The sequence below is a fragment of the Dorea sp. AF36-15AT genome, assembly GCF_003477705.1.
In the GTDB taxonomy this organism is placed as follows: Bacteria; Bacillota; Clostridia; order Lachnospirales; family Lachnospiraceae; genus Claveliimonas; species Claveliimonas ammoniilytica.
This window is the reverse complement of the sequence record NZ_QUDV01000005.1, coordinates 148790-174966: the sequence shown is the minus strand read 5'-3', so window position 1 is coordinate 174966 and position 26177 is coordinate 148790. Positions and strand designations below refer to the sequence as shown.

The 26177-nt window shown below is 43.1% G+C and carries 26 protein-coding genes and 1 tRNA gene; 3 read left to right on the top strand and 24 right to left on the bottom strand.

Annotation, left to right across the window (positions count from 1 at the left end; all coding sequences use genetic code 11):
- Positions 1 to 87: 87 nt before the first annotated feature.
- Positions 88 to 159: transfer RNA gene (locus DWZ93_RS09410), tRNA-Arg, on the top strand.
- Between the two features lie 42 nt (positions 160 to 201).
- Here DWZ93_RS09410 and DWZ93_RS09405 read toward each other — a convergent pair.
- From DWZ93_RS09405 to DWZ93_RS09330, 16 genes are all read right to left on the bottom strand, one after another.
- Positions 202 to 1092: a DUF5688 family protein gene (locus DWZ93_RS09405; protein WP_118452723.1), complete on the bottom strand. Its 891-nt coding sequence runs from the start codon at positions 1090 to 1092 to the stop codon at positions 202 to 204.
- 175 nt (positions 1093 to 1267) lie between these two features.
- Complete coding sequence (efp, locus tag DWZ93_RS09400) at positions 1268 to 1834, bottom strand: elongation factor P (protein WP_118452722.1); 567 nt, start codon at positions 1832 to 1834, stop codon at positions 1268 to 1270.
- A gap of 70 nt (positions 1835 to 1904) precedes the next feature.
- Positions 1905 to 2423 carry a YqeG family HAD IIIA-type phosphatase gene (locus tag DWZ93_RS09395; protein WP_118452721.1) on the bottom strand — a complete coding sequence of 173 codons (519 nt, stop codon included), beginning with the start codon at positions 2421 to 2423 and terminating at the stop codon, positions 1905 to 1907.
- Between the two features lie 2 nt (positions 2424 to 2425).
- Entirely contained in the window at positions 2426 to 3208 is a 783-nt protein-coding gene (locus tag DWZ93_RS09390; RefSeq protein WP_118452720.1) for a shikimate kinase, read from the bottom strand.
- Positions 3209 to 3260: 52 nt separating this feature from the next.
- Positions 3261 to 5858 (bottom strand): cation-translocating P-type ATPase, encoded by a 2598-nt coding sequence (locus DWZ93_RS09385; RefSeq protein ID WP_118452719.1) that lies wholly within the window; start codon positions 5856 to 5858, stop codon positions 3261 to 3263.
- Positions 5859 to 6156: 298 nt separating this feature from the next.
- Positions 6157 to 6855 (bottom strand): peptidoglycan recognition protein family protein, encoded by a 699-nt coding sequence (locus tag DWZ93_RS09380; RefSeq protein ID WP_118382329.1) that lies wholly within the window; start codon positions 6853 to 6855, stop codon positions 6157 to 6159.
- Positions 6856 to 6966: 111 nt separating this feature from the next.
- A complete protein-coding gene (locus DWZ93_RS09375; RefSeq protein WP_118452718.1) occupies positions 6967 to 7992 on the bottom strand; it encodes an aldose epimerase family protein in 1026 nt (341 codons plus the stop codon).
- Between the two features lie 70 nt (positions 7993 to 8062).
- Positions 8063 to 9517 carry an IMP dehydrogenase gene (gene guaB / locus DWZ93_RS09370; RefSeq protein WP_118452717.1) on the bottom strand — a complete coding sequence of 485 codons (1455 nt, stop codon included), beginning with the start codon at positions 9515 to 9517 and terminating at the stop codon, positions 8063 to 8065.
- A gap of 101 nt (positions 9518 to 9618) precedes the next feature.
- Positions 9619 to 10110 (bottom strand): DUF6106 family protein, encoded by a 492-nt coding sequence (locus DWZ93_RS09365; protein ID WP_118382327.1) that lies wholly within the window; start codon positions 10108 to 10110, stop codon positions 9619 to 9621.
- Between the two features lie 131 nt (positions 10111 to 10241).
- The gene (groL, locus tag DWZ93_RS09360; protein WP_118382326.1) at positions 10242 to 11864 is read right to left on the bottom strand and encodes a chaperonin GroEL; all 1623 of its coding nucleotides are present in this window, start codon (positions 11862 to 11864) and stop codon (positions 10242 to 10244) included.
- Positions 11865 to 11877: 13 nt separating this feature from the next.
- Positions 11878 to 12162 carry a co-chaperone GroES gene (locus DWZ93_RS09355; RefSeq protein WP_118382325.1) on the bottom strand — a complete coding sequence of 95 codons (285 nt, stop codon included), beginning with the start codon at positions 12160 to 12162 and terminating at the stop codon, positions 11878 to 11880.
- A gap of 116 nt (positions 12163 to 12278) precedes the next feature.
- Positions 12279 to 12584, bottom strand: a complete 306-nt coding sequence (locus DWZ93_RS09350; protein WP_118382324.1) for a hypothetical protein — start codon at positions 12582 to 12584, stop codon at positions 12279 to 12281.
- A gap of 61 nt (positions 12585 to 12645) precedes the next feature.
- A complete protein-coding gene (gene codY / locus DWZ93_RS09345; protein ID WP_118382323.1) occupies positions 12646 to 13428 on the bottom strand; it encodes a GTP-sensing pleiotropic transcriptional regulator CodY in 783 nt (260 codons plus the stop codon).
- 122 nt (positions 13429 to 13550) lie between these two features.
- Positions 13551 to 15626 carry a type I DNA topoisomerase gene (topA, locus tag DWZ93_RS09340; protein WP_118452716.1) on the bottom strand — a complete coding sequence of 692 codons (2076 nt, stop codon included), beginning with the start codon at positions 15624 to 15626 and terminating at the stop codon, positions 13551 to 13553.
- Positions 15627 to 15666: 40 nt separating this feature from the next.
- Positions 15667 to 16785, bottom strand: a complete 1119-nt coding sequence (dprA, locus tag DWZ93_RS09335; RefSeq protein ID WP_118452715.1) for a DNA-processing protein DprA — start codon at positions 16783 to 16785, stop codon at positions 15667 to 15669.
- A complete protein-coding gene (locus DWZ93_RS09330; protein ID WP_334294760.1) occupies positions 16782 to 18326 on the bottom strand; it encodes a YifB family Mg chelatase-like AAA ATPase in 1545 nt (514 codons plus the stop codon). Before DWZ93_RS09330 ends, dprA begins: the two co-directional genes overlap by 4 nt.
- A gap of 415 nt (positions 18327 to 18741) precedes the next feature.
- Here DWZ93_RS09330 and sigK point away from each other — a divergent pair, with 415 nt between their 5' ends.
- Positions 18742 to 19359 carry an RNA polymerase sporulation sigma factor SigK gene (sigK, locus tag DWZ93_RS09325; RefSeq protein WP_118452713.1) on the top strand — a complete coding sequence of 206 codons (618 nt, stop codon included), beginning with the start codon at positions 18742 to 18744 and terminating at the stop codon, positions 19357 to 19359.
- Positions 19360 to 19378: 19 nt separating this feature from the next.
- Here sigK and DWZ93_RS09320 read toward each other — a convergent pair whose 3' ends face one another.
- Genes DWZ93_RS09320 through mtaB form a run of 8 tightly spaced genes read right to left on the bottom strand, consistent with a single transcriptional unit; the run spans position 19379 to position 25791 of the window.
- Positions 19379 to 20605, bottom strand: a complete 1227-nt coding sequence (locus tag DWZ93_RS09320) for a peptidase U32 family protein (RefSeq protein WP_118452712.1) — start codon at positions 20603 to 20605, stop codon at positions 19379 to 19381.
- A 31-nt stretch (positions 20606 to 20636) separates the two neighbouring features.
- Positions 20637 to 21293, bottom strand: a complete 657-nt coding sequence (locus tag DWZ93_RS09315; protein ID WP_118452711.1) for an O-methyltransferase — start codon at positions 21291 to 21293, stop codon at positions 20637 to 20639.
- 2 nt (positions 21294 to 21295) lie between these two features.
- Positions 21296 to 22963: a ribonuclease J gene (locus DWZ93_RS09310; protein ID WP_118382318.1), complete on the bottom strand. Its 1668-nt coding sequence runs from the start codon at positions 22961 to 22963 to the stop codon at positions 21296 to 21298.
- Positions 22964 to 22984: 21 nt separating this feature from the next.
- A complete protein-coding gene (locus DWZ93_RS09305; RefSeq protein ID WP_118382317.1) occupies positions 22985 to 23449 on the bottom strand; it encodes a Fur family transcriptional regulator in 465 nt (154 codons plus the stop codon).
- A 6-nt stretch (positions 23450 to 23455) separates the two neighbouring features.
- The gene (locus DWZ93_RS09300; protein ID WP_118382316.1) at positions 23456 to 23716 is read right to left on the bottom strand and encodes a DUF1292 domain-containing protein; all 261 of its coding nucleotides are present in this window, start codon (positions 23714 to 23716) and stop codon (positions 23456 to 23458) included.
- Positions 23717 to 23754: 38 nt separating this feature from the next.
- Positions 23755 to 24174 carry a Holliday junction resolvase RuvX gene (ruvX, locus tag DWZ93_RS09295; RefSeq protein WP_118452710.1) on the bottom strand — a complete coding sequence of 140 codons (420 nt, stop codon included), beginning with the start codon at positions 24172 to 24174 and terminating at the stop codon, positions 23755 to 23757.
- Between the two features lie 3 nt (positions 24175 to 24177).
- A complete protein-coding gene (locus DWZ93_RS09290) occupies positions 24178 to 24444 on the bottom strand; it encodes an IreB family regulatory phosphoprotein (protein ID WP_118382314.1) in 267 nt (88 codons plus the stop codon).
- Between the two features lie 57 nt (positions 24445 to 24501).
- The gene (mtaB, locus tag DWZ93_RS09285; RefSeq protein ID WP_118382313.1) at positions 24502 to 25791 is read right to left on the bottom strand and encodes a tRNA (N(6)-L-threonylcarbamoyladenosine(37)-C(2))-methylthiotransferase MtaB; all 1290 of its coding nucleotides are present in this window, start codon (positions 25789 to 25791) and stop codon (positions 24502 to 24504) included.
- A 123-nt stretch (positions 25792 to 25914) separates the two neighbouring features.
- On the opposite strand from mtaB, the gene DWZ93_RS09280 reads away from it, so the two are divergent.
- Complete coding sequence (locus DWZ93_RS09280; protein ID WP_118452709.1) at positions 25915 to 26151, top strand: HPr family phosphocarrier protein; 237 nt, start codon at positions 25915 to 25917, stop codon at positions 26149 to 26151.
- Positions 26152 to 26177: the final 26 nt, after the last annotated feature.

Here is a 26177-nt window from a genome sequence, read left to right as displayed (position 1 = left end):
TCATATCATACCCACAATATCCCCGAAAGTCAAGGTGTGCACATTTCTCCGTTGCATTTTCCGAATGAATGTGCTAATATACTAGATGTCTCTGTAGCTCAGTGGATAGAGCGCCGCCCTCCGGAGGCGGGTGCGCCAGTTCGATTCTGGTCAGAGACGGTTTACAGGTATCGCATATGCGGTACCTGTTTTATTCTACAATCACATCACACATTTTCTCACTCTGTCATAATAATACGCATGATCCGACAGATATTCCTCTGCATTTACCTGGCTTCCATTAATTTCCTGAATCACGGCATTCAGTTCTTCTTTCGGAAGTGCTCCGCTCTCTGGCAATATGATCATCTCATGAACGCTGCTCGGCAAAATATAGAAGTTCTCTTTCAGATACAACGCAAGCATCTCCAGACGTCCTGGATATAACACTGCTGCCGCTCCAAAACTTCGCATTTGATTCGTCAACACATACATGCTTTCTTCTGCTGTCAGATGATCTTCTATCTCCTCCACACCAAGCATTTCCGTAAGCAATGCATACATATTGGTCAACTCATACGGCAATAACTTTTCTGTATTAAGCATTGCATTCTGATACAGATCTTCTGTACTTGTATTCCACCACTCAAGCTGTTCTTTTTTAATCAGCATCGCTGCCTGCTGCATCTGATGTTCATCCATTTCCAGCAACAAATAAAATACGATTGCCAGATCCTTCCACGGCATATACGGAACCTCACTGAGAAGCTTTTTGTTCTTCTCACGATTGATCAGACGATATACGATTTTATTTTTCACACCAGGAAATTCATAGATCCAGTCTTCTTTCCACGAATGCTCAATGCGTACCTTCTGATAGATCTTCATGATCTGCTCCGCTAATGTATGCATATCAGTCCCATATTGATACTTTTCATAAAATTCTTCCAGATAAATGGTTGGGGATATATTGATATTCTTCTCAGACAAACGGATACCACATCTTAAATATCCGTTATTCTTCAGAGTCTTCTGGACCGATACCAGCAGATTATCACTCACAAGACTCTTTAGTTCCAGTTCCATTCCGCTCACAAACTCTTCGTATGACATACAAACTCCTTTCACCCTGTTCCAGGCAGATTGCGCCATAATCATGGACTGCATTGTTCTACGCGAAATCGACTGTATAGATTTGAACAGCCGGCGATGCCGGCAAAATATTATGGTAAACTGATTATAAAAAAGCCCTGCACAAAATGCAAGGCTTTTTTTGATTCTTTTTTAATTAGTTAGCACGTGACAGATATTCACCTGTACGAGTATCGATCTTAATTTTTTCTCCCTGATCTACGAACAGCGGTACCATAACCTGAGCTCCTGTCTCTACAATAGCCGGCTTCGTAGCTCCTGTAGCTGTGTTACCCTTAACACCCGGCTCAGATTCTGTGATCACAAGCTCTACGGTGATCGGTGGCTCGATTGCAAATGCATTACCCTGGTAGAAGCTTACTGTAACTTCTTCGTTCTCCTTAACGAACTTCATAGAATCTCCGGCTTCCTCAGCGCTGATCATAATCTGCTCATATGTCTCATTGTCCATGTAGTTATAGAACTCACCGTCATTGTACAGGTACTGCATTTTCTTTCTCTCGATGTGAGCCTGCTCAAATGTCTCTGTAGGACGGAATGTTGTCTCTACTACACCACCGTTAATGATATCTTTCATCTTAACACGAACAAATGCTGCTCCTTTACCCGGTTTAACATGCATAAAGTCGATAACCTGACATACCTTTCCATTCACTTCAATAGTAATACCATTACGGATATCTCCTGCTGATACTTTAGCCATTACATAATCCTCCTTAAATTGCGCACTGCGCTTACGTTCTCAATCTTTTACCATTTTATAATACATATCATCATTTTTCAACCTTTTTTTCCCTAGCAAGGCTACGCTTGTAGAAAAAGAGCACAATCCTTTCAAGATATCGCTTTAAAACGATCTGTATCTCTTCCTTGGGGTTCATTGGTTTAACTAAAATGCTCGGAATACCGCTACGTTTTGCACCCCACACATCTGTAAATAACTGATCTCCAATAAATACAGTTGAAGAACGATCTGTTCCCATGATCTCCATTGCCTTAATGTAATTCTTCTTAGACGGCTTATGTGCATTATACACATAAGCTACCTGAATCTTTTCATTAAACATCTTTACACGCGGTTCCTTATTATTGGAAATCAGACAACACTGAAAACCAATCTTTTTCAATCGTTCAAACAGTCGGATTGCTCGATCATCTGCCGGTGCTCCATGCGGTACCAGCGTATTATCAATGTCGAAAATCAGACCTCTGTATCCTTTTTTATATAATTCTTCAAAATCGATTACATATGCAGAAACCATATATCGATCTGGATAAAATGCACGAAACATACTTATATCTCCGCTCTTGTCAGCTTCTGAACCAGTTCTTCACAAATTGTAAGCACATCCTTATCATCTGTATTCACTACGATATCAGCTGCTGCCTCATATTTTTCTCTGCGCTGTTCCATCAATTCAGATATACCAGCTACATTCTTACGCCCCTGCAAAACCGGACGATCATTGTTATCCTTTACACGCTCATAAATTGTTTCCGGACTCGCTGTAAGAAGAACCACCTTGCCATTCTTCTTCATTTCCTCAACATTGCGCTCGCGCATTGCTACACCACCGCCACAGGAAATGACCACATTTTTCTTATCCTGCATCTCGATCAGAAGATCTGTCTCGAGATTACGGAAATATTCTTCACCATAAGTAGCAAAAATATCCGGAATACTCATCTCTTCTCTGTCAGCGATTAACTGATCCATCTCAACGATTTCCATATCGAATACAGTGCTGAGGTAATCTGAAATTGTGGTCTTACCTGCTCCCATGAATCCAATCAGCACGATATTATAATCAAAAAGCTTTCTTGCCTGAATACGCTTACTGTTACGGCGAATACGACGGAATACATCTTCAATCTCATCACTGTATTTGTTGCCATCCAGCTTAATCGCAAGCTGTCTTTCCTGCTTTTCTTCCTGCTTTGGCTGTATGATAGACATGCCATACTCTTCCTTGTACGCCATGATCTTTTCTATGATTGAATTTCTCTCAACCAAAGCGTCAATGATCTTATCATCGCACAATGCAAGCTGCTCTCTGTATAATTCCAAATCATTCATTGCTGCTATGTCTCCTCCTGTTATTTTCTCTTTCGTCTAAAAGTCTGAATTTTCAGTTTTTAATTATATCAATTTTGCCACTGATACGCAACAAAAACTTACTCCTTATCCATTTCAAGAGCTGAATCATCAACAGATTTGCAAACGCAAGCACGCACATCCATGTTAAACACTTTGGATTCAGTGATACTGTCTGAAACATTCCGGATAATCCCGGTACATAGATTACTGCCAGAAGCATTACACTTCCCAACACAAACGCACCTGTAAGAAATGGATTATTCCAAAATCTTTTCGTAAATATTACAGTGTGGTCAGATTTACAATTGTATCCATGTACTAGCCGTCCAAGGCACAGTGTACCGAAAGCCAATGTTTTTGCGAGGATTACATTACCTGTTCCTGTTGTATTTTCACCTAGTCCAATTGTAAATGCAATAGATGTCATCACACCAATACATAAGCCTTCTACACCGATTTTCAACAAATTCTCCCCCTCCAGCAATGAGTTACTGCGCTTCTCCGGTTTCATTTTCATCGATGCCGGATCCTGCGGTTCCAGTCCAAGTGCGATAGCTGGAAGACTGTCCGTTAGCAGATTGATAAATAACAGGTGCACCGGAGCAAATGGTACCGGAAGTCCGGCAAGCGATGCGTAAAGTACCGTTAATATAGCACCTAAATTTCCTGAAAGCAGGAATCCAATGGAATGGCGTATATTTTCAAAAATACTACGCCCACGTTCCACAGCCTTTATGATAGTAGCAAAATTATCATCCGCAAGTACGATAGCCGCCGCTTCTTTCGCCACATCTGTTCCTGTAATTCCCATTGCCACACCAACATCCGCCTGTTTAAGTGCCGGGGCATCATTCACGCCATCACCTGTCATAGCTACAATATTGCCTTTCCGCTGCCATGCTTTTACAATTCGAATCTTGTGTTCAGGTGCCACTCTGGCATAGACTGATACTCGTTCCACATATTCTTCCAGATCTTCATCTGACATTCCATCAATATCTGCGCCTTCACACACCAGATCACCTTCCTGTAAAATGCCAATTCGCTTAGCGATTGCTGCTGCTGTAATTTTATGGTCACCGGTAATCATTACCGGACGGATACCTGCTTCGATACAGGACTGTACCGCCGCTTTCGATTCTTCTCTAGGTGGATCCATCATCGCTGTCATCCCCAGGAACACCAGATTCTCTTCTTCATTCTCATCCAGATCAGAATTCGAGTCTAATATACGATACCCAAACGCCAGTACTCGCAAACCATTTTCAGCATATGTCTGATTCTGCTGTTCAATTTTTCTTCTATCTGACTCTGAAATTTTATATTCCATTCCATCACGTGCAATTTTTTTCATAAGTGGCAGCATTCTGTCAACTGCGCCCTTTACAATCATTACCCGCTCTGCACCAGTATCATGAACTGTGGTCATCATTTTACGCGTACTGTCGAATGGTCTCTCACCAATTCGCGGATTCTGCCTTCTCACAGTCTCCGCATCTATGCCTGCTTTTGCTGCCATATTAATTAAGGAAGTCTCCGTTGGATCCCCAAGTTCTTTTTCCTCTGTACAGACCGCATCATTACATAACACACTATATATCATTAATTTTTGAAATTCCGGCAGCTGTCTGGTCTTCTCATATTCTAATGACATATCTTTTCCATCTGCATAGCAGGCTTCTACCGTCATTTTATTCTGGGTAAGTGTTCCTGTTTTGTCTGAACAGATTACAGATACTCTGCCAAGACCTTCTACTGCATGAAGTTTTCGGACAATGGCATGTTCTTTTGCCATCTCGCCTGTTCCCATGGATAACACAATTGTCACAATAGAACTTAACGCTTCCGGTATCGCAGCCACTGCCAATGCTACTGCAAAAAGAAATGCGTCTGCAATCCCCTCACCACGCCATACACTGACGCCAAACAAGATGCCACAGAACACAAGAATTACTACAGACAGCTTCTTTCCAAATTCATCAAGACTTTTCTGCAACGGACTTTTTTTCTCTGCCGCTTCATCCAAAAGTCCTGCAATCTTTCCCATTTCAGTCTGCATACCGATTCCTGTCACCAGAAATGTTCCTCTTCCAGCTGTAACAAAACTTCCGGCAAATACACGATCGGTCTGATCTCCCAGTGAATTTCCAATCGCAGCTTTATCCAGAGTTTTTTCTGCCGGAAGACTTTCTCCCGTCAACATACTCTCATCAATCTTCAGATCCATGCATCTCAGAAGTCTTCCGTCTGCCGGAACTCTGTCACCAGCCTCCAAAATCACCTCGTCCTCCATTGTTACTTCCGACGCTGGAATTTTGTTTACCTCACCGTCCCGAAAAACAGTTGCCTCTGGTGCAGAAAGTTCAGCAAGGCTATTGATTGACTGTTCTGCTTTGATTGTCTGTACAGTTCCCAGAATCGCATTCATTGTAATCACCACGAGAATCACGATACTGCTCTTAATATCACCCAGAAGTCCTGATATAGCTGCAGATACGATCAGAATGATTACCAGAAAATCTTTATACTGTTCCAGAAACACTCGCGGAATACTAAGTTTCTTTTTTTCTCTGATTTCGTTCATACCATACCTTTTCTGATTTTCCTGTGCTTGTTTTGATGTAAGCATAGTCTGTCTCCTTTCTCTGTCTGTCCAAAGCATGTGCATCCTCACAAAGATTTAAACACTTCTCTTGTAAACTCGCCATAATAATCGAGTAGGTACGATTCATGGCGGTTTATTGTACAAAAAAAGAGACTTTTATTGCACAACAACTGTACAATAAAAGTCTCACTATTTCATTGCGATACGGATGCTCTGCATCGTACTGACGACATCGCAAACATATCTGTCATAACAACTACTGCAACAAACAGATATGTCAGTTACTCCCTTTTACATATTTTCAGTATATCCTTTGTCAGGCTTATTTGTCAAGAACGGCTTTGATATCTTTCCGAAATGTCTTCCACGCATCTTCATTTTCTACAAAATATTTTGGACAATTCTTTCCTGTCACATCATAATGTCGGATCACATCATTCTCATTCAAGTCAAATTTCAAACATAACCACGCACAGAGCTGAACCATAGAGCGATATGTCGCATCATTGAACTTTCCTGTATCATCCGGATGACAGCACTCAATCGATACCGTATCATGATTCCTGGAGTTAGACGCATACGCTACTTCCCAGGTAGGCACACACTGTACAATCTCACCATCCAGTCCTACCACAAAATTACTACTTGCTTTCGTAATATGACTGTCCTTCAGTCCTTCAAAATAATTACGGTTATCCATTGCAGTAGATCCCGGATTAGCCGTATAGTGCACCACAATTCCCGTAATCTGGTCTGTTGCAGTGCCTGGTCGGGAATAAGGGTTCTCTGTAAGAAGTTCCACATCTATATCAGGCTTCACTGCTTCAATATCCTCTCCCGCATTTTCACTATAAGCTCTTTTGAATGGATTTACGCCTGTAACCCGCAGTACAACCAATGCCACGCAGAGGATGCCAAGTACTGCCATCCCCAGTTTCATATACTTTCTGAGACGGTTCTGCCTCTGTCTCGGAGTACACTGACGTTTCTTATAACTTCTCTTTCGTCTCTTAAACTTCATGTTTCTTCTCCTGTATACTCATAGTAACACATGTTTCGAAACATTTTATAAATTACTGCTTATGATTTTCTTATCTTTTACGTTCTCTACATAGCACCACAAGCTGTTATCTTATAAAAAACGATACATCGATGATGTTTTTAAAACCTCACCTTTCAAAAGCACCGGGTTTGGAAATTCACTGTGATGAATGGCATCCGGATAATTCTGTGTTTCAAAACAGATGCCACTTCGCTTACCGTAGATTGCTCCCGCTTTTCCCTGCTCATCATTCAGGTAATTACCTGCATATACCTGCACTCCCGGACGATCTGTATAGACTTCCATCGTAATTCCACTCTCATTACCGGTAAGTTCTGCCGCTTTGCGAAAACCGTCACCATTAATCGTCCAATTGTGATCATATCCATTGCCATCAACCAATGCTTTATAATTTTCTTCAATATCTCGCCCAATTACCTTTTTTACACGAAAATCCATCGGAGTTCCTTCCACTGGAATGATTCTTCCAGTCGGAATGGATCCCTTGTCTGTTTCTGTATATCCATCCGCATTTACCAGAAGTTCATGTGCAAGAATCGTGCCTGACTCATGACCGTTCAAATTAAAATATGCATGATTAGTCATATTCCAGATAGTGTCAGCATCACTCTCTGCACAATAAGAGATATAGAGACCATTATCCTCTTTCAGTTCATAAGTCACTCTCACGTTCATAGCTCCCGGATATCCCTGATCTCCATCTGGGCTATGCAATTCAAAAACGACATGTCTGTCATCCGCTTCCAAGGTCTTCCAGAGGCGTTTCTGGTACACATCAGGACCGCTATGAAGATTATCATTTCCCTTGTTTTTGCTGAGATGATATACATTTCCATTTAATTCAAATTCTGCTCCACCGATACGGTTTGCTACTCGACCTACGGTTGCGCCAATGGCTTCACCGCCAGCCTCATAGCCTGCCGCATTATCATATCCCAACAGAACATCTCTGATCTTTCCATTGGTATCCGGAACCAGTGCCGCTACCCAGGACGCACCATAATCAGACACATGCATCTCCAACCCATTATCATTCTTCAATACATATAATGACGTACTTTTACCATCTTTTATTACTCCAAAATCCTTTTTCATACTTTTCTCCTAATATTCGTAATATTAAAGAAACGGTGGGAATATCCCACCGTTTCCTGTAATCTGATTCTTATGCATCCACGCTGTAGTTTGGTGCTTCTTTTGTAATATGAATATCATGTGGATGACTTTCTTTCAGGGATGCCGCTGAAATCTTCACGAACTGCCCGTTCTGTTTCAGTGCTTCGATGGTAGGCGCTCCGCAATATCCCATACCAGAACGCAGACCACCGAGCAGCTGGAATACAGTATCTTCTACAGATCCCTTATATGCCACACGACCTTCTACACCTTCCGGTACCAGCTTTTTCGCATCTGTCTGGAAGTAACGGTCTTTGCTTCCATTCTCCATAGCTGCTATGGATCCCATACCACGATATACTTTGTACTTTCTTCCCTGATAAAGTTCGAATGTTCCAGGGCTCTCATCGCATCCGGCAAACATGCTTCCCATCATACATGCGTTGGCACCTGCTGCGATTGCCTTCGTGATATCGCCTGAGAACTTGATACCTCCATCCGCAATAATCGGGATGCCATATTTATCAGCCACTTCATAGCAATTCATGATTGCTGAAATCTGTGGTACACCGATACCTGCTACGATACGTGTTGTACAGATAGAGCCAGGTCCGATACCAACCTTGACCGCATCTACGCCTGCCTTAATCAGTGCTTCAGCAGCTGCGCCTGTTGCCACATTACCGGCAATAACCTGAAGATCCGGGAACTTAGACTTAACCATATCAACAGTACGGATAACATTTGCAGAATGCCCATGTGCGGAATCCATAACCACTACATCAACCTTTGCATTCACAAGTTCCTGTGCACGCTCCAGACAATTTGCAGTAATACCAATAGCCGCTCCGCAGAGCAGACGTCCCTGATCATCCTTTGCAGAATCCGGATATTTAATCTGCTTCTCAATATCTTTAATCGTAATGAGACCTTTTAACTTAAAGTTGTCATCAACGATCGGAAGCTTCTCCTTTCTTGCCTTTGCAAGAATCTTCTTAGCTTCTTCAAGAGTAATGCCTTCTTTGGCTGTAATCAGTCCTTCAGACGTCATAGACTCTTTGATCTTCTTAGAAAAGTCTTCTTCAAATTTCAAATCACGGTTCGTAATAATACCAACTAACTTGCCATTCTCTGTGATCGGAACTCCGGAAATACGGAACTTGGCCATCAGATCATTGGCATCTGCCAATGTATGCTCTGGTGACAGATAAAATGGGTCTGTAATAACTCCATTCTCTGATCGCTTAACCTTATCTACTTCCTCTGCCTGTTCCTGAATAGACATATTCTTATGAATGATTCCGATACCGCCCTGACGTGCCATAGCAATTGCCATACGGTGTTCTGTAACTGTGTCCATACCAGCACTCATCATCGGAATATTCAGACGAATCTTCTTAGTCAGGTATGTGGACAAATCCACTTGGTTTGGAATCACCTCTGAATATGCAGGCACAAGTAACACATCATCAAATGTAATCCCTTCTCCAATAATTGTTCCCATGATTAAACCTCACTTTCTCTTTATGTGTTAACAGTCATATTACAAAAAACATGACCAATTTGTCAACTACTTTTGCAAAAAAGTACAATCTGACTGAGATTTTATTGTTTCACTACCTTTCCCGGTACCTGTGATGCAATTCCGGCTAACATCTCTTCTCCCGGCTCAAACAATACTTTCTTCATTATGCCTTCCTCGGAAAATATCATGCCATATACTGGTTCATTAGAATATCCACTGGTAAAGTCACAAACTTTTACATTAGAATATCTCTTCAATACTTCTGCTGATTCCGGAGCCAGTATCACCAGATTCACCATATTTGCCTCAAATATATTCTTTCTGTGCTCTTTGTGAAAAATCTTGTCCACGTCAAAATATCCGTTAATATACTGATATTCATATTCCACATCGCAGATCCTCATCACCAGAAGTCCCAGCAACACAAACAGCAATACTAAAGCCAGAAATATCGGACTTTGCAAACTCATCACAGCTGAAAATACAACAAGCAGAACACAGAGTGCAATCCTGGCAAAATCCTTTCCGTCTCGTTTCTTTTTAACCATTTTTTCTACAAATATGTCTGCCATTTATTTCCTCCTGTCAGGTACTCTATCACAAGACATATAGAAAATCTTGAATAATTAGTTATATTCTACCACGTTATATATAAAAAGAAAACTCCCCTAAGGGAGTTTTCCTCACACAGAATCATCCGTGATTACATCATACCCATTCCGCCAGGTGCTGCCGGCATAGCCGGAGTATCTTCTTTGATGTTAGCTACAACAGATTCTGTTGTCAGCAGTGTAGATGCTACACTTGTAGCATTCTGCAAAGCACTTCTTGTAACCTTAGCCGGATCAAGGATTCCTTCCTTAACCATATCTACATACTCTTCTTTGTATGCATCGAATCCAATACCTGGCTCCTGCTCTCTTACTTTATTAATAATAACCGCGCCTTCGAGTCCTGCATTAGCAGAAATATGGAACAAAGGTGCTTCCAGAGCTTTCAGGATAATGTTAGCTCCTGTCTTCTCATCACCAGCCAGAGTCTCAGCAAGCTTAGCAACCTTCTTAGAAGCGTGAATGTAAGCAGATCCACCACCTGCGATAATTCCTTCTTCTACTGCCGCCTTTGTAGCTGCAAGAGCATCTTCCATACGAAGCTTAGCTTCTTTCATCTCTGTTTCTGTAGCAGCTCCAACACGGATAACAGCTACGCCACCTGCAAGTTTTGCAAGTCTTTCCTGTAATTTTTCTCTGTCGAAATCAGATGTAGTCTCTTCAATCTGAGTTCTGATCTGAGCAACTCGAGCCTCAATTGCATCTTTCTCGCCCATACCATCTACAATAACTGTGCTTTCCTTTTCAACCTTAACAGACTTAGCGCGACCAAGCTGATCGATCGTAGCATCTTTCAGATCAAGTCCTAATTCTTCAGAAATCACCTGACCACCTGTCAGTGTAGCGATATCTTTCAGCATCTCTTTTCTTCTGTCACCATAACCCGGAGCCTTAACACCTACAACGCTGAATGTACCACGCAGTTTGTTAACGATCAGAGTTGTAAGAGCCTCTCCTTCGATATCTTCTGCGATGATAAGCAGTTTAGCACCAGACTGTACGATCTGCTCAAGTAATGGTAAAATATCCTGAATGTTTGTAATCTTCTTATCTGTAATCAGAATGTATGGATCATCCAGTGTAGCAATCATTTTCTCCATATCATTAGCCATGTAAGCTGAAATATATCCACGATCGAACTGCATACCTTCTACCAGGTCAAGCTCTGTATGCATTGTCTTAGACTCTTCAATTGTGATAACGCCATCGTTAGATACCTTTTCCATAGCGTCTGCAACCATCTGTCCTACTTCATCATCACAAGAAGAAACAGCTGCAACTCTCGCAATCTGCTGCTTATCTGTAACCTTGCTTGACATCTCTTTGATAGCTTCTACTGCTACATCAGTTGCTTTCTTCATACCTTTACGAAGTACGATCGGATTAGCACCTGCTGCCAGGTTCTTCATACCTTCGTTAACCATTGCCTGTGCAAGTACAGTAGCTGTAGTAGTACCGTCACCTGCTACGTCATTAGTCTTAGATGCGACTTCACGAATGAGCTGCGCACCCATGTTCTCGAATTCATCTTCCAGTTCAATATCTTTTGCGATCGTAACACCATCATTTGTAATGAGCGGCGCGCCAAAAGACTTACCAAGTACTACGTTACGTCCTTTTGGTCCTAATGTTACTCTTACTGTATCAGCCAGCTGATTCACACCAGCTTCCAGTGCCGTTCTGGCGTCATGTCCATATTTGATTTCCTTTGCCATGATTAATTCCTCCTTATTCTACAATTGCAAGAATATCGCTCTGTTTAACGATAATATATGTTTCTTCATCTACTTCTACATCTGTGCCTGCATATTTAGAATAAATAACCTTCTGTCCAGGCTCTACATGCATCTCAACTTCTTTGCCATCTATAACTCCACCAGGTCCTACTGCAATAATCTCTGCCTGCTGCGGTTTCTCTTTTGTCTGTCCCGGTAATACAATACCTGACTTTGTAGTCTCTTCTGCAACCAGCTGCTTCAACACAACTCTGTCTCCTAATGGTACTAACTTCATTTTATATTCCTCCTTCAATAAAGTTCATTTATCTGTTAGCACTCACAAAAAGAGAGTGCTAAAAACTTTCTAGATATAAAATAGCACTCTCTCTTTATTTTGTCAACACACTTTATTTAGTTTAGACTATTTTTATAAAATCCATTTTCAATCTGAAATATCAGAATATTCCCTTCATCCCCCAGATAGCGTTCCAGGACCATGCCATCGCATTCTTCTACATTCTCACCATCGGTCAGCTTGCAGTTATATACTGCATCCAGAGAAATCACATCTACCTCTTCGCCTCGGAGAAGCATCTTTAACGTCTCCTGATCTTCATTACCGAATAATACTTTACAGTAATGTATCCGATCTTCCATCACTCCGTCTTCGAGGATCATCTGCTTCATCTGGAGCTCTGCTGAGCATCCTTCACACATCTCTCTGCCGCCTCCTTTTCCAGAAACAGTAAAAGGTATCAGTTGCCCGATACCCTTATACTTATTTTTCTTTTTCAGCTTTTATACGTTCCAGTTCTGAAAATACATGATCATTCACAACTTTGATGTAAGTACCTTTCATACCTGATGAACGAGACTCGATCACGCCCGCACTTTCAAACTTACGAAGTGCATTAACGATAACTGATCTGGTAATCCCCACTCTGTCAGCAATCTTACTTGCTACCAGAATACCTTCGGTTCCATCCAATTCTTCAAAAATATGAATAATAGCTTCCAGTTCCGAGAAAGACAGTGTACTGATCGCAGACTGTACAATCTGTTCCTTTCTGCTTTCCTCTGCACTCTCCTCATTTACAGAACGGAGCATCTCCAAACCTACAACTGTAGTACCATACTCACTGAGAATAATGTCATCAATCTCATACTCTGATTCCTGTTTGTATATAAACAGGGTTCCAAGTCTCTCACCGGCAATTTCGATTGGTGTGATCAATGCCTGATAACTCTTCGCCACTTCTTCAGAAAATCCAAGAGTCTCCAGATTGACATTCTCTTTGGTAGACAGAATGCCTAGAAGTCTCTCATTCAGCATCTCGTCAATAAACGCTCCCACTTCTCCGCGAAGAAGCTCCGTGATGATACCAACACCCTTGCAACATCCGATACCAAGCACTTTGCCCTTTTTACTGATTACCAGTGCATTGGAATCCAGAATATCTGTCAATACGCGGCAGATATCATTAAAGACCACTTTACTGGAGTTATTATTGTGCAGTAATTTGTTAATCTTTCTAGTTTTATCTAGCAATTGCACGCCCATTCATATCACCTTCCTTATATTGGATATAGTAGCACACAATTGTATCAATTTCAACTATAAAGAGTTGTAATTTGTATATTTTTCTGAATTTTCGGAATTAAACTAAAGTCTACTGAAAATTACTAGTTATCACTACTTTTTTGTTCTACATAGCCGCACTGTTCATCCGCACAGACAAGCTTATTGCCTTTTTCCAGCATGTACCCTCCACACTTCGGACATTTTTTCTCAGATGGTTTCTGCCATGACATAAAATCGCATTCTGGATAACCTTCGCATCCGTAATATCGTCTGCCCTTTTTTGTCTTGCGGTATACAATCTCCTTACCACATTTCGGACATGCAACACCCACCTTTTCCAGATAAGGTTTCGTATTGCGGCAGTCCGGGAATCCAGGACACGCCAAAAATTTACCGTGTGGCCCATATTTAACTACCATATTACGACCACATTCTTCACAGATTACATCCGTAACTTCATCCTCTATCTTGACGCTTTCCAGTTCCTTTTCAGCCTTCTTAACGGCTGCTTCCAGATCTGGATAGAAATTCTCGATAACAGATTTCCATTCCACTTTTCCTTCAGCCACGCAGTCCAACAGACCTTCCATATTGGCTGTGAAATTCACATCCACAATTGCCGGGAAGGACTCTTTCATAATATTATTGACCACTTCACCAATCTCTGTCATATACAGATTCTTACCTTCTTTTGCCACATATCTTCTGGCAATAATGGTAGAAATTGTCGGCGCATAGGTACTTGGGCGTCCGATACCAAGTTCTTCCAGCTTGCGCACCAGGGATGCCTCTGTATAATGTGCCGGCGGCTGTGTGAAATGCTGCTTCTTATCAAAATGATCACAAGACAGCTCTGAATCCTTATCTAATGACTTGAGCAGTACATTATTTTCAGGTTTCTCTTCTCCGGACTCTACATATACCGAACGGAATCCTTCAAACACGATCCGAGACGCAGCTACCGTAAACCGATATTTCCCTGCGCCAATCTTAACCGAAGTAGTTTCATATTTTGCTGCCTTCATGCGGCTTGCCACAAATCGTTTCCAGATCAGCTGATAAAGTCGGAACTGGTCTCTTGACAATGACTCTTTTACCATAGCAGGTGTTCTGGTAATATCTGTTGGTCGGATAGCCTCATGTGCATCCTGAATCTTCTTATCATCTTTTGCTGTTGTGTTGCCGCTTCCAACATATTCTTCTCCGTAATTCTCAGCAATATAAGACTTTGCAAGTGCATCTGCCTCTTCTGAAATACGGGTAGAATCCGTACGAAGATATGTGATCAGACCTACGGTTCCACTGCCTTTGATCGTAATACCTTCGTATAGCTGCTGTGCAATGCGCATGGTCTTCTGAGTGGCAAAGTTCAACGCATTCGAAGCTTCCTGCTGCATCGTACTTGTGGTAAACGGAACCGGTGCTTTCTTCAGACGTTCTCCCTTTTTAACATTTTCCACATAATAATCTTCATGTTCAAGCTCCGCAAGGATCTGATTCACTTCTTTTTCCGAATGAATGGTCATCTTCTCATCAGCAGTGCCATAGAACTTGGCTGTCAGCGGCTTACGCTCGCCTTTCACCTTAAGACAGGCATCAAGACTCCAGTACTCTTCCGGGATAAATGCGTTAATCTCTTCCTCACGATCGGCAATGATACGAAGTGCAACTGACTGCACACGTCCCGCACTCAAGCCCCTTTTCACCTTTGCCCACAGAAGCGGACTGATGCGGTAACCTACCACACGGTCAAGAGCACGGCGTGCCTGCTGTGCATCTACCAGATTCATATCAATCTCACGTGCATTCTTAATAGAAGACTTAACCGCATTTTTCGTAATCTCATTAAATGTAATACGATATGTCTTTTTATTCTCTAATTTCAGCGCATGCATTAGATGCCATGAAATAGCTTCTCCCTCGCGGTCCGGGTCAGTTGCGAGATATACTTTATCTGCTTTCTTTACTTCTTTACGAAGCTCTGCCAATATCTCCCCCTTACCACGGATTGTAATATACTTCGGCTCATAGTCATGCTCCACATCAATACCAAGCTGACTTTTTGGCAGGTCTCTTACATGTCCGTTTGATGCCATAACTGTATAATTGCTTCCAAGGAATTTTTTAATTGTTTTAACCTTTGTAGGCGACTCCACAATTACCAAATAATGCGCCATATTATCTATACTCCTTTAATTTCATGCGTTCAGAACGCTTTTATGCTTTTACAAAATGATTTCTGGATATCTCTCTGATATATCCTTTCATTTCCAAAGACACAAGGGCATGAACCATATCTGTTCGTTTCATCCCGCTTTCCGCCTGCAATGTATCCAGGCTCTTTGGAAACAAACCAACGGTAGCATACAACAATTTTTCTGGACTTTCAAGCACTTTTTCATTTTTCACCCGATCAGAAGGTGAATTTGTATGATTTTTTAACAATTTAAGGTCTTCCTGTTCCAACAGGTATTTCGGGCTCAGAAGCGGAACTGCACCGTCACTGATGATCCTGTTACACCCCTTACTGAGCTCACTGGTAACCGGTCCCGGAAGTGCATAAATCGTCTTTCCCTGATCCAATGCAAATGTTGCCGTGATAAGAGATCCGCTCTTTTCTTTTGCCTCCATTACCAATATCATGTCCGCAAGCCCGCTGATCATGCGATTTCTGGCTGGAAAATATTCCCGCAGCGGTGCTGTCCCCGGTGGAAGCTCCGACAGAATGCCCCCATGCTTCTGCAGATCTATGTAAAGTCCTTTATTCTCTTTCGGATAGCATACGTCCACGCCGCATCCAAGCACGCCATAAGACTCTCCCCCTGCCTCAATGGCTGCACGTTGCGAGATGCTGTCTACTCCCCTTGCCATACCGCTGATCACCTGCACTCCGGCAAGCGCCAGATTCTCTGCATGGATGATTGACAATTCTTCCCCATAAGGCGTACATCTCCTGGCACCCACGATGGCTGCTGTCGGTCTGTCTTCCGCCGGTAGTTTTCCCTTTACGTAGATCCCATAAGGCATCTTGATCAGATTTTTGAGTCTCTTCGGATACGCTTCATCAAACCAGGTAACAAGGCGTACTCCAAGTCTCTGACCCTGTTCATAAAGTTTCTCTACATCCTGTGTTCTTGCCCAGTTCTGCAAACGATCAATCTCCTCTGCCTTCAAAAAATGAAGCTGTTTTTTCTGTCTTTCTTCTATATAATATATCCCATTATACACTTCTCTGGCACTGCCCCAATGTTCCACCAGCGCACGCTTCTTATCATCCGTTAACGGGCGCATTCCAGCAAGCCACCATTCATACTTATATTCTTCCGTATCTCTCATACTCTTCCCCAATACTTCTTATCCATACTTCGATAAACAAGTGCCTCCTGCAAATGCGCTATCCCTATGCGTTCTTCTCCTTCCAAATCTGCAATTGTACGTGCCACCTTTAATACTTTATGATAGGTTCTCGCATTTAATGAAAATCTGTCATAAGCCTGTCGCATCATTCTTTTTTCTGCCCTTCCAAGTTCACAGTCTCTGATCAGACGTTCCCCTGAGAGTTCTGCATTATAGACAAACTCTCCGTTCTCCGCTCGATCCATCTGACGTTTTCTTGCTTTTTCAATCCTTCGTCGAATAGCTGCTGAGCTTTCTGCCAGTTCTTCCCTCTCCAGATCTTCATAAGCCACACCCTGTACCTCTGCACAGATATCCATCCTACCAAGGAACGGATAGCTGATTTTCCCCTGATACTGTCGAATCTGGGATATCGTACATGTGCACTTATTCAGGTCAGAAAAATATCCGCAGGGACACGGATTCATGGCTGCCACCAGCATCACATCTGCCGGATAAATGATCACGCCATGATTTCTGACAATCCGCACTTCCCGTTCCTCCAATGGCTGACGCAGCACCTCAAGTACAGATCGCTTAAATTCCGCCAGCTCATCCAAAAACAGCACACCTCCACTGGCGAGTGTAAGTTCACCGGGTTTGGGCCAGGCTCCTCCCCCTAACAATGCCGCCTTTGTCACTGTCTGATTCACCTCACGAAACGGACGTTCCATGACCAATGGCTGCTCTGACTTAATCATCCCCGCCACACTATATACTTTGGTAATCCTAAGGCTCTCTTCTCTGGTAAGAGCCGGAAATATCGTAGGAATCCTTTTGGCTATCATAGACTTGCCACTGCCCGGTGGTCCCACCATCAACAGATTATGTCTGCCGGCCACCGCAATCTCTGCAGCGCGCTTCATGCCAGACTGTCCGGAAATGTCCGCAAAATCTCCCTGTCCTGCAACCACTTCTCTCTCGAATAGTGTATCTGTCTTTTTGATACATCCAATGGTTTCACCTTGAAGCAATTGTCGAAATATCTCGCCCAGAGATTTAATACCACAGACGCGCACTCCTTCCACAAGCCTTGCTTCCCGTTCATTGGCAGACGGAACAACCAGACATCTCACCTGCTGTTCCTTCGCCTTTGCAGCAATTGCAAGCACCCCAGGAATCCCCTGCACACTGCCGTCTAAGCCCAGTTCACCCACTGCCATCACTTGTTCCAGACATTCCTGCTGTAATAAACCTGCCGCAGCTAACACCGCCAGTGCGATCGGCAGATCATACGATGTCCCACGCTTTCTCACATTGCCCGGCGACAGATTAATCACCATTCGTTTGGGTGGCAAAGCAGCACAGGCATTCTGGATTGCTGTACGTACACGCTCCTCTGCTTCTCGCACTTCCGCTCCCAGATAACCGACCATATGAAACAACGGCAGTCCGTTACTCACGTCAGCCTCTACCTGCACCGGTATGACTTCCATGCCACACATTGCCGCCGATAATACTCTACTGAAACTCAATCGCATCTCTCCTTCTATATTTTACCATTTTTCGAGTTGTCATAATCAGTATTCGTAGTTACATTTATACTATTCTTACGTTAACTCGTCAATATGATTTTTAGAAAAAACAAAATTTCAGTAGATTTGCATAATAAATCGTCCCACGGCAACCTGGTCAGGTCACCACAGAGCGATTTATTTTATCTCGTATTTTTCTAAAATGCTTCAAATGCCGTTAATACATTCTCTAAAGAATTATACTCAGATATTCCAATTTCACATACATAATCATCTTTCACGCAATAGATACATGTATACACGCTCCTAATAACAGCTTTCCTTTAGCAAAATATTCTACACCACTTATCTTTTTATGGAAAAGCACAAATCCTCCCATTTCCACATAAACTGTAAGTAAAAATGCGGTCAGGTGCTCACTGTGAAATCTTTTCCTCCTCCCCTAACAGCTGCCGAAGAACAGTATTATCTGCAAAAATATACCGAAGGAGACCTTGAAGCCAAGCACATCCTGATCGAGCATAATCTCCGGCTGGTTGCGCATATCGTCAAAAAGTATCAGACGCTTGGCGAAGACACCGAAGATCTTCTATCCATCGGCACAATCGGTCTGATCAAATCTGTGGTTACCTTCAATTCCGACAAAAATGTCAGGCTTGGAACCTACGCTGCAAGGTGTATCGAAAATGAAATTCTGATGCATCTTAGAAGCAAGAAGAAATACTTTCGTGACATTTCTCTGTATGAGCCAATCGGTATCGACCGGGAAGGTAATGAAATCCGTATCTTTGATATTATCGATTCTCATACCGATGATGCTTACAAAAAAGCCGTCCTCAAGGACGATATCAAACTTCTTTATTCCAAGCTGGAATCTCAGCTTTCTCCCAGAGAACGGACAGTACTGAAAATGCGCTATGGACTCTATAATGAGGCTGAATACACCCAGCGGGAAATTGCTGCAGAGCTTGGCATCTCCCGCTCCTACGTCTCCCGTATTGAAAAAAGCGCAATAGAAAAGCTGCGGCCCTATTTCTAGGACCGCAGCGTTATCTGCGTTAGTCTTCTTTTCTTCTCAAAATGTCATACTGGTCAGCATGACCTCCCAGATCAATATACAGCACCTGCTTTGGATGTGGTGCGCTCTCCTGCTCATTGCCATCCTCGTCTACGATCTTCTTCACCGTCACTTCGATGTTATCTCCGTTTGGCTTCATCAACTCGATTGTCTCTCCTACCGAGAACTTATTGCGCTGTTCGATGCGGTACATGCCGTCACGCTCTCCACCGATGATACCCAGATACGTATACTCTCTTACATAGGTATTGCTATCGTAAATTTGTGCTTCATCATCCGGTCTGCCAAAGTAGAATCCAGTTGTGAACTGCCTGTACGTACAATTACTGATCTGATCCAGATACCATGGCATATTCTTGCGGTAAAGTTCCGGATCTTCCAGATAATCATCAATCGCTTTGCGATAAGTTCTCGCAACAGTCGCCACATAAAGAGCTGTCTTCATACGACCTTCAATCTTAAAGCTATCGATTCCTGCATCGATCAATTCCGGAATGTGTTCGATCATGCACAAGTCCTTGGAATTGAAAATGTAGGTGCCTCGTTCATTTTCATAGACAGGCATATATTCACCAGGTCTTGTCTCTTCTACGACCGCATATTTCCAGCGGCATGGATGAGTACAGGCTCCCTGGTTGGCATCCCTTCCGGTAAAGTAATTACTCAGCAGGCATCTTCCGGAATAGGAAATGCACATTGCTCCATGAATAAAGCTTTCAATCTCCATCTCTTCTGGGATATTGGCACGGATCTCTTTGATCTCTGCCAGCGACAGTTCTCTGGCAGATACCACACGCTTTGCTCCCTGCTTCCACCAGAACTGATAAGTGCCATAGTTCGTATTATTCGCCTGTGTACTGACATGTCGCTCAATCTCAGGGCAGATCTCCTTTGCCATCTCAAAAATTGCCGGATCGGCAATAATCAATGCATCCGGTCCTAACTCTTTCAGTTCTTTCAAATATTCCCGCACGCCTTCAAGATCCCGGTTATGTGCCAGAATATTGACCGTTACATGGACACGCACGCCATGCTCGTGTGCAAATGCGATTCCTTCTTTCATATCGTCATGGCTGAAATTCTTCGCCTTAGCACGCAGTCCAAAGACTTCTCCGCCGATATATACCGCATCAGCACCAAATATAACTGCTGTTTTTAATACTTCCAGACTGCTGGCTGGAATCAATAATTCCGGATGTCTGCTCATTTTTCTTTCCTCACTGTACTATCTGTATCTGTTACTTCTCGGACGTTCTGCGCTTTACGCTAAGTGCAATTCCATCTCCCAACGGAAGGATAGATGTCTCATAGATATCACTGTGTTTCAGCTCAAATAAATACTCCCGCATACGGCTGTGGATCGTCCGGTTTCTGCGTTCGACCGCATATCTGGACTCAATCACATCTCCGTCCTGAAGTACATTGTCAGAGACCAGCACGCCGCCCTCCGAAAGAAGTCTTGTGACCTCTGGGAGATAATGGATATACTGTCCCTTTGCCGCATCCATAAATACAAAGTCATAGGGGCCCGCAAGCCCCTTCATAACTTCCAGCGCATCCCCCTCTAACAGAGTAATGTCCGATTCTTTCCCTGCCCTCTTAAAATTCTCGCGGGCAATCGGGATTCGTTTATCATAATTCTCAATTGTAGTAATCTTACATCCTGCCGGAGCATATTCACTCATAACAAGTGCCGAAAAACCAACCGCCGTACCGACTTCCAATATGTTCATCGGACGGTTCATGGTAATCAATGTCTTCAAAAAGCTCTTGGTCTCTTTCCGGATAATCGGCACATAGGTATCCAGTGCCTCTTTTTCAATCTCCTCCAGCAGAGAATTTTCCGGCGTCTCCAGCGAATGGATATAAGTCACCATTCTTTCATCTACTATCATTTCTATACATCCATAATGATCGGAAGGATCATCGGTCTTCTCTTGGTACGCTTCCAGATAAATTCATTCATCGTATCGCGGACAACAAGCTTGATCTTGCTCCAGTCTGCATTCTTCTGACGTCCCAGATAATTGCCAAGCGCTTCTTCCAATACGTGTCTGGCGTCTTCCATCAGACCTTCTGATTCTCTTACATATACGAAACCTCTGGATACAATATCCGGGCCTGCAAGCAACTGATTGGTACCCTTTTCCAGCGTCATCACAACAATCAGGATACCATCTTCTGCCAGATGCTGACGATCACGCAGTACGATATTACCAACATCACCGACTCCAAGTCCGTCTACCAGAACCTCGCCTGTGTGTACCTTATCTACAACCTTAGCCTCTTCTTCGCTTACCTCCAGTACATCACCGGACTGCAGCATGAAGATGTTCTCCTTCGGAATGCCAAGCGACTCAGCCAGTTTGGCATTCGCCTTTCTGTGACGGTATTCACCATGGATCGGTACTGCATATTTCGGTTTTACCAGAGAGTAGATCAACTTCAGTTCTTCCTGGCAGGCATGTCCGGATACATGTGCATCCTGGAAAATGACATTCGCGCCTTTTTCTGACAGTTCGTTGATGACACGGGAAACGGATTTTTCATTACCCGGTATCGGATTGGAACTGAAGATAACTGTATCATTCGGCATAATGGTAATCTTGCGGTGAATATCCGCTGCCATTCTGGACAGTGCGGCCATAGACTCTCCCTGACTTCCCGTCGTGATCAGTACTGTCTTCTCCGGCGGGTAATTCTTAAGCTGATCGATCTCGATCAAAGTTCTGTCCGGAACCTTGAGATAGCCAAGTTCCTGTGCCGTAGCAATAATATTAACCATGCTTCGTCCTTCAACTACAACCTTACGTCCGTATTTGTAAGCAGAGTTGATGATCTGCTGCACACGGTCTACGTTAGATGCAAATGTTGCAATAATAATACGGGTATCCTTGTACTCCGCAAATAAATGATCAAAGGTATATCCCACGGTACGCTCAGACTGCGTGAAGCCCTTTCGCTCTGCATTGGTACTGTCTGACATGAGTGCCAGTACACCTTTCTTACCAATCTCAGCAAAACGCTGCAGATCAATCGCATCACCAAATACCGGTGTGTAGTCTACCTTAAAGTCTCCTGTGTGAATCACAATACCTGCCGGCGAATAGATTGCAAGTGCTGATGCATCCTGAATACTGTGGTTTGTCTTAATAAATTCAATACGAAACTGTCCCAACATGATAGACTGTCCATGCTTTACTACCTTTCTGCGGGTAGAGCGGAGCAGATTATGCTCAGCCAGCTTCTTTTCGATAATACCCATCGTAAGCTTTGTCGCATAGATTGGCAGGTTAATTTCCTTCAATACATACGACAATGCGCCAATATGGTCTTCGTGTCCATGGGTAATCACAAAGCCCTTAACTTTCTTAATGTTGTCTTTCAGATAAGTAATATCCGGGATTACCAGATCGATCCCCAGCATATCGTCCTCTGGGAATGCCAGTCCGCAATCCACAACAACAATACTGTCTCCGAATTCGAAGGCAGTGATGTTCATTCCGATCTTCTCAAGACCTCCGAGCGGAATGATTCGCAATTTTCCGTTTTTCCCTTTCTTCAAACTTTACACCTCCATGTGTTATTACATCTGATCCTGATCTTTCTTCAGACATTCTTTACACTGGCCGTAAAATTTTAATTCATGATCTAACACATGGAATCCCGTTTCTTCCTCAATCTGACGCTCCAAATCGTCCAAAAGGTCATGTCGAAACGGAAGAACCTTTCCACATATATTACATATCAGATGATGATGGTGATGCTTTAATTCCCCGTTCAGCTGGTCACCAATCTCATACCTGATACACCCATCATCCAAATTAATACGATCCACTAACTGCATATTCAGCAGCAACTGTAATGTCCGGTAGATTGTTGCAAGACCAATCTCCGGATAGTCTTCCTTTACCAGGTCATAAATGTCCTCTGCAGTCATATGAGTGTCACGATGATCCGCAAGTACTTCTAATACAAGCAACCTCTGATTGGTCACTTTTAACCCTTTTTCTTTCAGTAGTTTCTTAAACTCTTCCTGACTTATCGCCATAGCACGCTACCTTTCGATGTCTACGTCCTCCAACAACTCCTCGAATATCTTAAATACAGCGTTCATTTCCACGTCGTCTTCTACAAATTCAAACACGCAGTCCTTATCCTCTGCATCGGATGTATCCTTTAATATCGTACATTCCGCATCCCCATATTCAGAATCTGTCACCAGAATGTATGTCACTCCATTAACCTTTGTCTGTTCCAGTACATAAAATTCCAGTTCTTCTCCATTCTCATCTGATAACATCGTAATCTTTTCCATCCGACACTTCACCTCTGTTCTAATTATCTTATCGAAAATTATCCAATCGAATCCAGGTATCCCTGCAAAATAAAAACCGCGGCAATCTTATCAATATACTGCTTACGGTTCTCACGTCTTACATTATTCTCGATCAAAGTACGCTCTGCTTCTACTGTCGTGAGACGCTCGTCCCACATCACGACTTCCAGCCCTGTACGGCGCTTCACCATCTCTCCGAACGCGAGAGCCTTCTGTGCTCTCTCTCCCAGATCATTATTCATGTGCTTCGGAAGTCCGAGAACAATCCTCTCCACCTCATACTCACTGATCAGTTCTTCAATCCGCGCACAGGTTTTGCGCAACTTATTCTCGTCCTTCCTCCAGATCGTCTCGACCGCCTGTGCCGTGATTCCAAGCGGATCGCTCATAGCGACACCGACCGTCTTCGATCCGTAATCAAGCCCCATAATTCTCATATACTATTCTTCCCATCCGAAATGCTTGATATACGTCTTCAGCATCTCTTCTACTAACTCGTCCCGCTCCATCTTCATAATCAGGCTTCTGGCTCCATTATAACTTGTGATATAAGTAGGATCTCCTGACATAATATATCCTACGATCTGATTCACAGGATTATAGCCTTTCTCGCTCAGTGCTTCATACACGATCTCAAGAATATCTTTTGCCTGAATCTGCGGACCGCTTTCTACCTGAAAAAACTGTGTGTTGGTTAAATCTTTCATATACTCACGTCCTCTCGAAATACTTCAACTTTATTCTACATGAATCCATTATAAAATTCAATCAATTATTTGCGAACGATTTTCGATTTCTACATTTATTAACTGATTTGCAAGATTTTCTTCCGTTTTTCGTCCAACTTTCACATACTCTCTCGTATGTCCGATCTGCCACGTCTCACTGTCGCGCTGAATCTCCTCTTCCATAAGGACTTCTACTGTCTGTCCGATCAGGCGGTCTTCAAATGCCTTTTTATTTACCTTGCCAAGAGCGATCAGCTGATTGCTGCGCTCAGTTTTCACAGGCTCCGGTACCTGATCCTTCATCTCGGCTGCCTTAGTGCCCTGACGTCTGGAATATTTGAAAATGTGTGTCTCATAGAAGTTCACTTTCTCCAGAAATGCCTTTGACTCCCGGAACTCTTCTTCCGTCTCACCCGGGAATCCTACGATCACATCAGTTGTAAGCGCAGGATGATCAAAAACCTCTCTCAACAGTTCGCATTTCTCATAGTATTCTTCTGCTGTATATCTGCGGTTCATCCGCTTCAAGGTTGTATTACATCCACTCTGCAAAGACAGATGGAAATGCGGACACATCTTCGGAAGTGCCGCTATCCCCTCTGCGAATTCTCTGGTAATAATACGCGGCTCCAACGAACCCAGACGAATACGCAGGATACCTTCCACCTGATGTACGGCACGGATCAGTTCCAGCAGATTTTCCCCGGTATCAATACCGTAAGAACTGAGATGGATTCCGGTCAATACGATCTCCTGATACCCATTGGACGCCAGTGTGTGCACCTCCGCAAGCACGTCCTCCATTTTACGGCTGCGCACCCGTCCTCTGGCATACGGGATAATGCAGTAAGAACAGAACTGGTTGCATCCGTCCTGTACCTTTACATTGGCTCTGGTATGTTCTGCCTGTCTGGACACACGCATTTCCTCATATTCATGGGTATGTGCAATGTCAATCAACTCTACCTGTGGTTCTTTTTCTTCTATTTTAGCAAAATGCTCATCCAGGATTGCGATGAGATCTTTCTTTTTATTATTACCGATGATAATGTCAATGCAGTCATCCGCTTTCGCACCCTGCGCCTGCACATAACAACCCGCAGCTACGACTACTGCATTCGGATTCATTTTTCTGGCTCTGTGGAGCATCTGTCTGGATTTGCGGTCAGCCATATTGGTAACCGTACAGGTATTGATCACATACACATCTGCGCCCTCTGCAAAAGGCACGATCTCATAACCGTTCTGCTCCAGCATCTCCTGCATTGCCTCGGTTTCATAAGCATTCACCTTGCATCCAAGGTTATGAAGTGCTGCTTTTCTCATAATTAGTTTCTCCTTGACTTTTCTACTGACGCCTTTTAATATGTTTATAGAATGTCAGATGCCACAGATAAGACATATATGACATTTTTTCGACATTTCCACATACAAAAGGAGGTAACAAGAATGAAAACTGTACAGATTTCTTTCGATACAGATACTCTTGCAAAGGTGAAATCATTTGTCAATGAAGTCACCAAGTTTGATAATGAATTCGATCTGGTTTCCGGAAGATATGTCGTTGACGCTAAATCTATCATGGGTATCTTCAGTTTGGACTTAACCAAGCCGATCACACTGAACATCCACACAGATGAGAACGTGGACAAGATCCTCGACACTCTGAAAGATTATCTCATCTAATCCATTATCATGTTGTTATAATAATA